A 12,167-nucleotide genomic window follows, 5' to 3' on the forward strand; every position below is an offset into this window, starting at 1 on the left:
GTTGCTGCTTATCCTGGGAGTGCTGGTAGGTTGTGCCATTGCCATTTTCTCCGTGGGGGTAGGGCAGGTTTCGTACTGGTTCCCGCAGAAGAAGCAGGGTTTTGCGCTGGGTACCTATGCAGGATTGGGCAACCTGGCCCCCGGGATTTTTTCGCTGTTGATTCCGGTGGCTCTTCCCACCCTGGGGCTTACCGGTTCTTATATGGCCTGGCTTCTCTTCTTTACCGCTGGTATTGTTGTTTACTGGTTCACAGGGGTCAACGCCTATTACTTCCAGCTACGCGAACAAGGAATGACAAGGGATCAAGCAATAAGGATCGCCAGAGAAAAAGGACAGGAAATATTTCCTCGAGGTGGAGCCGTACAAGGCCTGCTTCATGCCGCTAGAATATGGAAGACCTGGGCTCTGGTGGCCGTTTATTTTGTCACTTTTGGCGGTTTCATCGCCCTGACGGCCTGGCTTCCAACTTACTGGAGTTCCTTCTATAAAATGCCGGCACTGTCCGCCGGTCTTCTCACGGCGATGTATTCCATCCTCTGTTCGCTTGTCCGCGTCTGGGGCGGTAGCGTTTCAGATAAAATGGGTGGTACGCGTACCGGGATCTTTGCTCTTGTCGTGATGTTCACTGGAGCCCTTATCATGACCATTTCTCACAGCTACCTTTTGTCCCTCACCGGAGAAGTGGTAATGTCTGTGGGTATGGGGGTGGCAAATGCAGCCGTGTTCAAGCTTGTGCCCGCAATGGTGCCGGATGCTGTGGGGGGTGCCACCGGCTGGGTTGGTGGTCTGGGTGCTTTTGGAGGCTTTATCATCCCCCCTCTGATGGGCTTGTTTGTCCAAATTGGGGGTAGTGCGGGATATGCTTCCGGTTTTATCATCTTTGTTGCCCTTTCCCTTGTCAGTATGGGAATTCTTCTGGTGTTTGAAAAGTTTATGAGAACCGAAATAGTTGGAAGCAGGGTTTGATCTCCCAACTTTCCAGTTAATCAATCCTATTTATCTTACGGGCGGGTGGTTGAAAGACTATGAAAAAAAATATACTTGCAGGAGTGCTTCTGGCCTTAACGGTAGCTTTACTGGTGGTTGGTTGCGGTCGGTCGGCCAGCCGGCCGCAAGAAGGGGCGAGGTCACCACAGAGGGAAATCACTGTTTCGGCAGCCGTCAGCCTGAAGGACGCGCTGGAGGCTATTAAGGAGCAATATACCAGAAAACACCCGGAAGTAAAGATAAGTTACAATTTTGGTGCCTCCGGTTTATTGCAAAAGCAAATTGAACAGGGAGCCCCCGTTGATCTGTTTATTTCCGCCGGAGTCAGCCAGATGGACCGGCTTGCTGAAAAGGGGTTGATTGAACCGGAAAGCCGGACGAATCTGTTAAGTAACGAACTGGTGCTGGTGACGCCTAAAAACGGTCCTGCTCTGAAAGATTTCCACGACCTGGCCGGCTCTGCGGTCAAGAGAATCGCCATCGGTCTGCCGGATACTGTCCCGGCGGGACAGTATGCTCGCGAAAGCCTGACAAATCTGAAGCTCTGGGACATACTGCAACCCAAACTGGTTATGGCCAACGATGTACGCCAGGTTCTGACCTTCGTGGAGACGGGCAATGCCGATGCTGGCTTTGTCTACCGCTCTGATGTCATGAGGAACAACAATGTGCAGGTATCCCTTGTAGTGCCCGACAATTTACACAAGCCCATTATTTACCCTGCGGCAGTGGTGAAAAATGCCCCGCATCGAGAGGAAGCACGAAACTTCCTGGATTTCCTGGCTTCACCCGAAGGGATGCTTATCTTTGAGAAGTATGGCCTGAGGCCGGGCCATTAGACAGGTGTTGGCGGCTTTGTTTTCTCCAGAGGTAGTGGTGCCGGTCCTGTTATCCCTGCGGGTGGCTGTGCTGGCGGTGATCTTCGTATTCATTACCGGTGTGCCCGTGGCCCGGCTCATGGCCGGCCGGTATTTTCCGGGTAAGGATGTGCTGGAGGTAATCCTGACCCTTCCCCTGGTGTTGCCACCCACTGTAGTGGGTTTCGGCCTGCTCTTTCTTTTCGGGAAGCAAGGCCCCCTGGGCCGCTTGCTGGAGAATCTGTGGGGCTTATCGGTGGTGTTCAACTGGTGGGGGGCGGTGATTGCCTCCACAGTGGTTGCCTTTCCCCTGCTTTACCAGACGGTGAGGGCTTCCTTTCAGGCGGTGGATAAAAACATTGAAAACGGTGCCCGCGCACTGGGGGCCAGCGAGTGGCATGTTTTCTGGACCCTCAGCCTTCCGCTGGCCTGGCCCGGGCTGGTGGCCGGGGTGGTGATGGCTTTTGCCCGTGCTTTGGGTGAATTTGGTGCTACCCTGATGCTGGCTGGCAATATCCCGGGGCGGACACAGACGGTGCCCCTGGCCATATATGTAGCCACCGAGTCGGGTAACAATCGTACAGCCCTGGTGCTGGTGGGCCTGATGACCCTGATGAGCTTTGCCACCATCTTCTGGGTCAACCTGTGGGGCAAGCGCAGAATGAAAGGCTGTTATAGTTCGGACCGGTAGAATAGTTCCGTTCCCAAAACAGGTTGAGCCCTTTCAAACAATACGTTATTTTGTGTATAATCCCGGCGCTTTAAGGAAGCCGGGCATTTTTATGAAGCCCGGCTTCCTTATAAGGCAAATTATTCCCGTTGGGTCAGGGACTTCAGTATCGTCTTGACTCCGGAAGTGGCCATGCTCATGAAACTGCGGTGCCTCTGGAGTATATCTTCCAGAGCTGCCACCACCCGGTCGATCTGATCCCTGGTGACGCATAGTGGTGGTTCCAGACGGATTACGTTGGGGTTGTTCAGGGTATAGGCAGTGATAATACCGTAGTTGTTTAAAAGTTCTCCGGCGACCAGACTGCCTGTATATTCTTCAGCCAGCTTACCGGCCAGCCCGAAAGTCACTTTGGAGGCCAGGCTGCCGGGTTGGTTGAATTCCAGGCCGATCATCAGACCCCGCCCGCGCACCTCTTTCAACAGGGGGAAACGTTCCTGCAGCTCTTTGAGCCGGGTAAGAAAGTAAGCACCCTTTTCCCGGGCCTGTTCCACCAGATTTTCCTCGTAAATGACCTGGATGGTGGCCAGGGCTGCAGCGCAGGCCACAGTATTACCCCCGAAGGTAGAGGTGTGCAGCAGGGCTTTTTCCATCCCGCCGTAAGCTTTTTTCCATATTTCGTCCGTGGTTATATAAGCTCCCGCAGGTACAACTCCGCCGCCCAGGGATTTGGCCAGGCAGATAATGTCCGGCTCCACATTTTCCGCCTCGCAGGCAAACATATAACCCGTGCGGCCCAGGCCGGTCTGCACTTCGTCGGCTATGAACAGGGTTCCGTAACGTTTGCAAAGCTCCCGGGCCTTTTTCAGGTAACCTGGCGGGGGGACATTAATCCCGCCTTCCCCCTGAATTGGCTCCACTATAAAGGCCGCAGCCTGCCGGGGCTGCAGAGCTTTTTCTAAAGCATCCAAATCTCCGAATGGTACGGCCTGGCAGTCCGGCAACAGGGGAGCAAAGGGTTTCCTGTATTTTTCCCGCCCGGTGACTGAAAGAGCCCCCATGGTTTTCCCGTGGAAGGAGCCCTGGCAGTGGATGATGCCGGTGCGGTTCGTGGCTGCCCGGGCGAGTTTGATGGCTCCTTCCACGGCTTCCGCCCCGCTATTGCAGAAAAAAGAACGCTGCAGCTTGCCGGGAGTTATACGGGCCAGATTATGGGCCAGGGCTCCGGCAAGAACTCCCAGTGAGGCCTGGAGAATGTTTGGTAATGCCTGGACCTGTTGCAGGGCCGCAAATACTTTAGGGTGGTTGTGACCCAGATTCAGGGCTCCGTAGCCGCCCAAAAAATCCAGGTACTCCCTGCCCTGGTTGTCCCACACCGAAACACCCTCTGCCCGTACAAACATTTTATCAAAGTTCAACAGCTCCATCATGGTGGCTAGCCCGGCGTTCAAATATCTTTTATGAAAATCTTTCACCTGTGCCCTGTCCAGGGAAAGTGCCTCCTGGAGATCCAGGAGCTCCGCTGGCTTGTTCGTGGCGGTTTTGGACTCTCTGGTCAAATTATACTCACCTCTACTTGTTGCGCTCGGCCTTCATTTAAGAAAGGTTTATACCTGGTACCTCATTCAGGTAAACCGTCATGTGTAATGGGGCAGCCTGTATACAGCCATCTTATCATCGCTGGGGATTGCTGTCAAATATTTGCCATACCGCAGGGCTGCCCTTGACAGGGTTACGGGGATCCGATAAAATCTAGTGTAAAGTTTCTGTCCTTTATAGCTTCTCTCCAGTTTTATTGCCGGGGGCAACAGGAGGACCGGGGATGGAAAAACTTGCCTGGATAAATCTCCTTTATGATTTTTACGGGCAGCTGTTGACCCAGCGACAGCAAAAGTTTGTGGAACTTTACTACGCACATGATCTTTCTCTGGGCGAGATTGCCGAGCAGTTTGGTGTCAGCCGCCAGGCAGTTCACGACGTGTTGAAAAGAGCGGAGCAAATCCTTACCCACTACGAAGAAAAACTGGGCCTGGTGACCAGGTTTATCGATCAGCGCCGCCGCCTGGGGGAAGTTCTTGCGTTGCTTGACGAAAATTCTTCGACGCTAAATGGTGAAACTCTCTCGCGAGTACGGGAAATCCTGCGGGATGTAATGGGGTGAGGTTATGGTATTCTCAGGCCTGGCTGAAAGGTTGCAGGAAGCTTTCCGCAAGTTGAAGGGTAAGGGAAGGCTTACGGAAGCTGATGTAGACGAGGCCATGAAAGAAGTACGCCGGGCCCTTCTGGCCGCTGACGTTAACTTCCAGGTGGTGAAGAGTTTTATCACCCGGGTCAAGGAGCGGGCTGTAGGGCAGGATGTGCTGTCCAGTTTAACACCGGCACAGCATGTAATTAAAATTGTGCGTGATGAACTGGCCGCCCTTATGGGCGGGACCCAGAGCAAGCTCAACCTGGCTCCCAAGCCGCCTACCGTGGTCATGATGGTGGGGCTGCACGGGGCAGGGAAAACCACCACAGCTGCCAAACTGGCCAACCTGATGCGTAAACAGGGACGCCGCCCTCTGCTGGTGGCGGGAGACGTCTACCGCCCGGCAGCTATCAAACAGTTGCAGGTGCTGGGAGAGCAGCTTGGTATACCAGTATTTACCATGGGAGACCGGCATACCCCGGTAGACATTGCCAGGGCGGCGCTGGAACACGCGGTAAGACAGGGCCGCGACCTGGTAATTATTGATACGGCCGGGCGGTTGGAAATAGATGAGGAGATGATGGCCGAGCTGGAAGCCATCAAGTCCGCTGTGCGTCCCCACGAAATTTTACTGGTTGTGGATGCCATGACCGGGCAGGTGGCGGTTAACGTAGCCGAGGTATTTAATAAACGGCTGGGATTGGACGGGGTGGTGCTTACCAAGCTCGATGGTGATACCCGGGGCGGGGCAGCTCTCTCCATCAAGGCCGTTACCGGTTGCCCCATTAAGTTCGTAGGGGTGGGAGAGAAGCCGGATGCTCTGGAACCATTCCATCCGGACCGTATGGCAGACCGGATCCTGGGTATGGGTGATGTGCTCACCCTTATTGAGAAGGCCCAGGCGAGCTTTGATGCCGAGCAGGTGGCACGGCTCAATAAGAAAATCCGGACTGCTGACTTTACCCTGGATGATTTCCTTGAACAGCTCCAGGAAGTTAAAAAGCTGGGGCCTATCCAGCAGATTATCAGCATGATTCCCGGGCTGGGCAATATGAAGAAACTAAAGGAACTGGGGGATATTGACGATAGGGAACTCGTATATGTGGAGGCCATCATCAGGTCCATGACCCCGTGGGAGCGGGCTCATCCCCATGAGATCAATGGCAGCCGCCGGCGGCGTATTGCCCGGGGTAGCGGGACCACTGTTCAGAAGGTTAACAGTGTTCTCAAACAATTTGAGCAAACACGCAAAATGATGCGTCAGCTGGCTGAAATGGGCAGGGGAGGTAAAAAAGGGGGGAAGCTTCCCAAAAATATCTTTCTGGGTAAAGACAACCCCTTGTTTTAAAGTTTAGATATTCATTCAAGGAGGTGAGAACCTTTGGCAGTCAAGATCAGGCTGAGAAGGATGGGAGCCAAGAAAAATCCCTTCTACCGTATTGTGGTGGCAGATTCCCGTTCTCCCCGGGATGGCCGGTTTGTGGAAGAGATTGGCTATTATGATCCCTTAAAGGAACCGGCTGAAATCAAGATTGACGAAGCCAGGGCGCTGAAATGGCTTAAGAACGGTGCCCAGCTTACCGATACCGCCCGGGCGTTGTTCCAGAAGGCCGGGTTGTTGAATAAACCCGCCGGGGAGAGCCAGTAGTTTTTAGGGAGGGCTAACTTATGAAGGAAGTAGTGGAGATCCTGGCCAAAGCCCTGGTGGACCAACCGGACAAGGTTTCTGTCAATATGGTTGAGAAGGAAAAATCCTGCCTGATTGAATTGAAAGTGGCACCTGAAGACATGGGCAAGGTGATTGGCAAACAGGGTCGTATTGCCAGGGCCATCCGTATCGTGGCCAAGGCTGCGGCTTCGAGGCAGCGCAAAAAAGTAACTGTGGAGATAGTGTAGGGGAGGGAAGTTCGCCCTCCCCTGTATATACATTTGTTTTCCGCCCCCTGGTGAGGCGATACTATGGATAAGTTGACGGTAATTTGCCCTGTTCTGGTCAAGGTCAGGGTTACCGATGGATACAAACAAAAATTAAGTACCGGTATCCAGCAGGCCATCCGCCAGATCGATGTGCAGATGCAACACCTGGAATTTCAGGCCCGCCGGGTGGTGGCCGAACTGGAAAGGCAAAATCCCCAGGGTATACCTGCTGCCCGGCAGCAATTTGAGCAGGAGCGTTCCCGGCGGTTGGAGGCCCGGCAGAAGCTGCTGGACAAACTCAAAGAGGTGGCCCGGCTGGCTCCGGGGGAAGAGGTGGTTCACGGTCAGCTCCAGAGCCTGATGGAGTTGAAAGTTGGTGACCGCTGGCAGGAAGTTGCCGGCATGGAAGTTATCCTGGAGGATGGTGTAATTGTCGAGATCCGGCCAACCGGAGGGAATGTCGCGGATGGTTGATTATATTAACATAGGTAAAATCGTCAACACCCAGGGCCACCGGGGGGAAGTTCGGGTCGTCCCCCTCACCGATTTCCCCGAACGCTTTGAGCAAATGGAAGAAGTGCTGGTCTACCACAAGGGGGAAAGAAAAACTTACCACATTGAGAAAACGAGGCGTCACAAAGGGTTTGTCATCCTTAAATTCAGGGAAGTGCCGGATATGAATACCGCTCTCACCCTGAAGGGCGCCTTTTTGCAGGTAACCCCCGAACAACTGGTTGTTCTTCCCGAAGATACGTTTTACATCTTTGAGATTATCGATCTGGAGGTATATACTCCGGAAGGGGAGCGGCTGGGGAAGATTACCGATGTATTGAGCACCGGTGCCAATGACGTATATGTGGTGCAGGAAGGGGATAAGCGTCCCCTGCTGATACCGGCGTTGAAAAGTGTGGTCCGGGATATTGACCTGAACCAGAAGCGCATGGTGGTGGATTTGCCTCCGGGCCTGGTGGATTAGTGGGTGAACTCGATTATGATGGTGGATATACTGACCCTTTTCCCGGAAATGTTTAGCGGTCCCTTTGATGCCAGCATTATAAAAAGGGCCCGGGAGAAGGGTATTATAGAAATTAATTTGATCAATATCAGGGACTTTTCCCGGAATAAACACCGTACAGTGGATGATACCCCTTACGGCGGTGGAGCAGGTATGGTCATGGCTGCGGAACCCCTGTTTGAAGCTCTGGACTGGATTCGTGCCCATCGGGGTGTGCCCGACAGGGTTATTTTGTTGTGTCCGGCCGGCCGAACCTTCAACCAGAGGGTGGCGGCGGAACTGTCCAGGGTGAAACACCTGGTCCTGATCTGTGGACATTACGAGGGTATTGATGAGCGGGTGGCCGAGCACCTGGTTACAGATGAGATATCCATTGGCGATTATGTGCTCACCGGCGGGGAATTACCGGCGATGGTGGTGGTGGATGCCGTCTGCCGCTTGGTTCCCGGAGTCCTGGGGGAAAGAGCCTCGGCGCTGGAAGAATCTTTCAATGATGGCCTTCTGGAATATCCTCACTATACCAGGCCCAGGGAATACCGGGGCTACAGGGTTCCGGAAGTGCTTTTGAGCGGTCATCACGAACAAATCCGCCTCTGGCGGCGGCGCCAGTCTTTACTGCGTACCCTGGCCAGTCGTCCTGACCTGCTGGCTGGGGCGAACCTGACCGACGAGGACAGGAAGATCCTGGCTTCGGTTATGGAGGAGATAAAAAGCCTGATCTAGAGCTTTAAATTTAGGCAGGCGTACATAACGCATTCAACGTCACAAATGGCAGGCGGGTATTCCAGTAATGCCTTGCTTTGCCGGCAATCGCTATGCTATAATTTATTTTGTTGATTTAGGGACGGTCCGTTGGTCCAGTGTGGGTTTGATCATATGACCGTCGTTATTGGAAAGGGGGGCGATTGAGTGAATCTGATTCAATCCCTGGAACAGGAGCAAATGAAAACGAATATTCCTGATTTCCGTCCCGGGGACACCGTGAGAGTTCATGTGAAGGTAGTGGAAGGGAACCGGGAAAGGATCCAGGTATTTGAAGGGGTGGTGATCCGCCGCCGTGGCGGCGGTCTGAGCGAGACATTTACCGTGCGCCGGGTTTCCTATGGGGTAGGGGTGGAAAGAACTTTCCCCCTGCATTCTCCCAGGATTGAACGCATTGAGGTAGTGCGACGGGGCCATGTACGCCGGGCCAGGCTTTATTACCTGCGTCAGTTGCGGGGCAAGGCCGCCCGTATCCGCGACAGAAGATAGTTTTGATTCAGGGGACTGCCGTGACAGTCCCTTTTTGGCTTTTAGCCTGATGGGAGGGATGCACTTTATGGAGGAAGTGGAACGTGAAGCGAATCTAACCGGAACCGCACGGCAGCCGGAAGGTGGGAAATCCACTCTGGGTGAAGTTCTTGAGTCGGTCGTTGTGGCTGTGATCCTGGCTGCTGTAATCAGGCTTTTTATCCTGGCGCCTTTTTATATCCCGTCGGGCTCCATGGAACCTACTTTACAGGTAGGGGATCGCATAATTGTCAGCAAGCTCGCCTATCGTTTTGGCGAACCCCGGCGTGGTGATATTGTGGTTTTCAAGTACCCTCTGGATCCCAGTCGCGATTTCGTAAAACGGCTCATTGGTTTACCCGGAGAAACGGTTGCGCTGCGTAATAACCATCTTTATGTGAACGGGCACCTGGTGGAGGAAAATTATTTGCCACGGGATATTCATTTTGAAGATTTCGGTCCCGTACAGGTACCTCCCGGCTACTATTTAATGCTGGGTGACAACCGCAACAACAGCGATGACAGCCGGGTCTGGGGTCCCCTCCCCCGGCAGAATATCATCGGGAAGGCCGTCCTGATCTACTGGCCCCTGGACCGTATAGGTCTATTGCATTAAAAAACCGGGTTTAAATTACCAAAAAGGTAATAAAAATAACTTTAAGAGTTCCTTGTGAATAAGAGCTTGTGGTTTACCGTTAAATCACTCGGGTGATAAAGATGTCTATTCAGTGGTACCCGGGTCATATGGCCCGGGCCAGGCGGCTGGTTCAGGAAAACCTGAAGCTGGTGGATGTGGTCATCGAATTGTTGGATGCACGGATTCCGGCCAGCAGCCGCAACCCGCTCATTGGCCAGATCGTGAGCGGGAAACCCCACCTGGTGGTGCTTAACAAAAAGGATCTGGCCGATCCAGACCTTACCGGTCTCTGGCTGGAGTGGTTTCGTAAACATGGTCTGCTGGCCCTGGCTGTGGATTCTACCTGCCGGGAAGGCGTGGCGGGAGTTCCCATGCTGGTAAGACGTCTGGTGGATGATAAAATAGCTCACCAGGTTGCCCGCGGCAGGCGGCCCCCGGATCCCCGCTGTATGGTGGTGGGCATACCAAATGTGGGGAAATCCTTTTTTATTAACGCTCTGGCCGGTTCACGGGTTGCCCGTACGGGAAATCGCCCCGGCCTTACCAGGGGGAAACAGTGGATTCGTCTGGCCAGAGGGGTGGAGTTGCTGGATACTCCGGGAGTCCTTTGGCCCAAATTTGAGGACCCCCTGGTGGGCTTGAAATTGGCAGCCACTGGTGCGATCAGGGAAGAGGTTTTTGATGTGGAAGAAGTAGCCGCCTGGCTTGCTGAGTGGCTGCTGCGGTTTTCCCCTACCTCCCTGCGGGAGCGTTACCACCTGGAAGAGCTTCCGGCTCAAGGTTACCGCCTTCTGGAGTTGATTGGTGCCAGAAGGGGGTTGGTGGGGCCGGGAGGGGTAGTTGACAGCTACCGGGCTGCGGTTCACCTCCTGAAAGAATTTCGTGAAGGCCGCCTGGGCAGGTTTACACTGGATGCCCCACCTGGATAATGAAAAAAAGGGATTAAAAAATCTTTCCCCGGGGGAGGGATTTCTGCCTAAACCGCGAAAATTTTACTTAGGTATTTTCGTAAATAAAGCAAAGAAAGGCCGGACTTTCTTGGATAGCCTTGAGAACTGGTACCGTTACGAAGAAGAACTCTTACACCAGGGTTACACCCTGGTGGCAGGGGTGGATGAAGCCGGACGGGGACCCCTGGCCGGTCCGGTCGTGGCGGCGGCCGTAATTCTACCCGGGCGGGTTTTTCTCCCCGGGTTGAACGATTCCAAAAAGGTTCCCTCCGGGCGGAGGGAGGAGCTGGCCCACCTGATTAAACAGGTCGCTCTTGATTGGGCCGTCGGTATTTCCACTGTTAACGAGATAGAGCTCTTGAACATTCACTTTGCCTCTCTTTTGGCCATGCGCCGGGCAGTGAAGGGATTGTCCGTTGTACCGCAGTTCTTGCTCGTAGATGGCCGTTTTCCCGTGGATTTGTCTGTACCCCAGCGAACCCTGGTGGGAGGGGATGCCTCTTCTGCTTCCATTGCTGCGGCATCCATTCTGGCCAAGGTTACCAGGGATCATCTCATGCAGATCTGCCACCATCTCTATCCGCAGTACGGTTTTGACCGCCACAAAGGCTATCCTACTTCTGCCCACCGCCAGGCCTTGACCCGGTGGGGCCCGTCCCCTCTGCACCGGCCCGGCTTTCGTGGCGTGCGCTAGTTTTGGTGGGTATTTTACTTGTACCAGGGAGTTATAGATTTCACAATTAATTTTTCCGGGTCTAAAAGCCCGGTTTGACATGGAGTGAGTTTATTTGAGAAAGGGGGGAGAAGAGGGTGCTTTCGGAATGGGTGGGAGTACTGTTGTTCCTCGTTGGTGGGTTGCTTGTTGGTGGTGGAGCTATAGTAACCAGTTACTTGATTCACCCGCGTCGTTATCAAGGGCAGAAGTATGAGCCCTATGAGTGCGGTGTGGACACCATCGGGCCCACCTGGGTGCAGTTCAAGACCAGCTATTTCCTCTACGCTTTGCTTTTCGTCATTTTTGACGTGGAAACAGTTTACCTTTATCCGTGGGCTGTGAAGTTCCAGAGGTTGGGTTTATTTGCTTTCATTGAAATGATTATCTTCCTCTTCATTTTAATTGTGGGCCTCTGGTATGCCTGGAAGGAAGGAGCGTTAGAATGGAAGTGACCAAGGATAACCACCCGGTGGAGAATCTGACGAAGGACCCGGCAGTTATCAATGAAGTCAAACAGCTAATTCATATCGCACCTCTGGAAAAGCTCCTGAATATTGCCCGGGCCCATTCCTTGTGGCCGCTGGGCTTCGGCCTGGCGTGTTGCGCTATTGAGGCTCTGATGGCTGCCAACGCTTCGCGTTTTGACCTCTCCCGTTTCGGATATGAGGTGATGCGCGGGACACCGAGACAGGCGGATGTAATGATTGTGGCTGGTACAGTGACCAAAAAGGCGGCTCCGTTTGTGGTACGGCTCTATGAACAGATGAGCGAGCCTAAGTGGGTTATTGCGGTGGGGAGTTGCGCCATTTCCGGGGGGCCCTTTGTAGATTCCTATTATGTTGTTCCCGGAGTGGATAAGCTTTTACCGGTTGATGTTTATGTACCGGGCTGCCCACCGAGGCCCGAGGCGGTCATTGAAGGATTTTTGATGCTGCGGGATAAAATCAAGAATCCAAAGGTG

The 12,167-nt window shown here is 53.6% G+C and carries 17 protein-coding genes; 16 read left to right on the forward strand and 1 reads right to left on the reverse strand.

Going from position 1 to position 12,167, the window contains the following annotated elements; translation table 11 throughout:
• The 3 genes from ACPLUI_RS05435 to modB all read left to right on the forward strand — a co-directional run.
• On the forward strand, positions 1-967 hold a 967-nt coding region (locus ACPLUI_RS05435), incomplete at its 5' end, for an MFS transporter (RefSeq protein ID WP_424659258.1).
• A 59-nt stretch (positions 968-1,026) separates the two neighbouring features.
• On the forward strand, positions 1,027-1,827 hold the full coding sequence (gene modA / locus ACPLUI_RS05440; protein WP_424659259.1) for a molybdate ABC transporter substrate-binding protein: 801 nt from the start codon (positions 1,027-1,029) through the stop codon (positions 1,825-1,827).
• 16 nt (positions 1,828-1,843) lie between these two features.
• Positions 1,844-2,536, forward strand: coding sequence for a molybdate ABC transporter permease subunit (modB, locus tag ACPLUI_RS05445; RefSeq protein WP_424659260.1), 693 nt, complete (start codon positions 1,844-1,846; stop codon positions 2,534-2,536).
• A 119-nt stretch (positions 2,537-2,655) separates the two neighbouring features.
• Here the strand turns inward: modB and ACPLUI_RS05450 are convergent, their stop codons facing one another.
• A complete protein-coding gene (locus ACPLUI_RS05450) occupies positions 2,656-4,074 on the reverse strand; it encodes an aspartate aminotransferase family protein (protein WP_424659261.1) in 1,419 nt (472 codons plus the stop codon).
• A gap of 263 nt (positions 4,075-4,337) precedes the next feature.
• Here ACPLUI_RS05450 and ylxM point away from each other — a divergent pair, with 263 nt between their 5' ends.
• The 13 genes from ylxM to ACPLUI_RS05515 all read left to right on the forward strand — a co-directional run.
• Positions 4,338-4,676 (forward strand): YlxM family DNA-binding protein, encoded by a 339-nt coding sequence (gene ylxM, locus ACPLUI_RS05455; RefSeq protein ID WP_424659262.1) that lies wholly within the window; start codon positions 4,338-4,340, stop codon positions 4,674-4,676.
• Positions 4,677-4,680: 4 nt separating this feature from the next.
• Positions 4,681-6,051, forward strand: coding sequence for a signal recognition particle protein (ffh, locus tag ACPLUI_RS05460; protein WP_424659263.1), 1,371 nt, complete (start codon positions 4,681-4,683; stop codon positions 6,049-6,051).
• A gap of 33 nt (positions 6,052-6,084) precedes the next feature.
• The gene (gene rpsP / locus ACPLUI_RS05465; RefSeq protein ID WP_424659264.1) at positions 6,085-6,351 is read left to right on the forward strand and encodes a 30S ribosomal protein S16; all 267 of its coding nucleotides are present in this window, start codon (positions 6,085-6,087) and stop codon (positions 6,349-6,351) included.
• 20 nt (positions 6,352-6,371) lie between these two features.
• Positions 6,372-6,599: a KH domain-containing protein gene (locus ACPLUI_RS05470; protein WP_424659265.1), complete on the forward strand. Its 228-nt coding sequence runs from the start codon at positions 6,372-6,374 to the stop codon at positions 6,597-6,599.
• A 63-nt stretch (positions 6,600-6,662) separates the two neighbouring features.
• Positions 6,663-7,094: a YlqD family protein gene (locus ACPLUI_RS05475; protein WP_424659266.1), complete on the forward strand. Its 432-nt coding sequence runs from the start codon at positions 6,663-6,665 to the stop codon at positions 7,092-7,094.
• Complete coding sequence (gene rimM, locus ACPLUI_RS05480) at positions 7,087-7,596, forward strand: ribosome maturation factor RimM (RefSeq protein WP_424659267.1); 510 nt, start codon at positions 7,087-7,089, stop codon at positions 7,594-7,596. Before ACPLUI_RS05475 ends, rimM begins: the two co-directional genes overlap by 8 nt.
• 15 nt (positions 7,597-7,611) lie before the next feature.
• Complete coding sequence (trmD, locus tag ACPLUI_RS05485; RefSeq protein WP_424659274.1) at positions 7,612-8,358, forward strand: tRNA (guanosine(37)-N1)-methyltransferase TrmD; 747 nt, start codon at positions 7,612-7,614, stop codon at positions 8,356-8,358.
• Positions 8,359-8,544: 186 nt separating this feature from the next.
• Positions 8,545-8,886, forward strand: a complete 342-nt coding sequence (rplS, locus tag ACPLUI_RS05490) for a 50S ribosomal protein L19 (RefSeq protein ID WP_424659268.1) — start codon at positions 8,545-8,547, stop codon at positions 8,884-8,886.
• A 67-nt stretch (positions 8,887-8,953) separates the two neighbouring features.
• Positions 8,954-9,520 carry a signal peptidase I gene (gene lepB, locus ACPLUI_RS05495; protein ID WP_424659269.1) on the forward strand — a complete coding sequence of 189 codons (567 nt, stop codon included), beginning with the start codon at positions 8,954-8,956 and terminating at the stop codon, positions 9,518-9,520.
• Between the two features lie 101 nt (positions 9,521-9,621).
• Positions 9,622-10,470, forward strand: coding sequence for a ribosome biogenesis GTPase YlqF (gene ylqF / locus ACPLUI_RS05500; protein ID WP_424659270.1), 849 nt, complete (start codon positions 9,622-9,624; stop codon positions 10,468-10,470).
• Positions 10,454-11,185 carry a ribonuclease HII gene (locus ACPLUI_RS05505; RefSeq protein WP_424659271.1) on the forward strand — a complete coding sequence of 244 codons (732 nt, stop codon included), beginning with the start codon at positions 10,454-10,456 and terminating at the stop codon, positions 11,183-11,185. Before ylqF ends, ACPLUI_RS05505 begins: the two co-directional genes overlap by 17 nt.
• A gap of 116 nt (positions 11,186-11,301) precedes the next feature.
• Complete coding sequence (locus ACPLUI_RS05510; RefSeq protein WP_424659272.1) at positions 11,302-11,658, forward strand: NADH-quinone oxidoreductase subunit A; 357 nt, start codon at positions 11,302-11,304, stop codon at positions 11,656-11,658.
• The coding region (locus ACPLUI_RS05515; protein ID WP_424659273.1) for an NADH-quinone oxidoreductase subunit B at positions 11,649-12,167 on the forward strand (519 nt) is incomplete at its 3' end. The genes ACPLUI_RS05510 and ACPLUI_RS05515, both read left to right, overlap by 10 nt.

Source organism: Desulfofundulus sp., assembly GCF_049701015.1.
GTDB lineage: Bacteria > Bacillota > Desulfotomaculia > Desulfotomaculales > Desulfovirgulaceae > Desulfofundulus.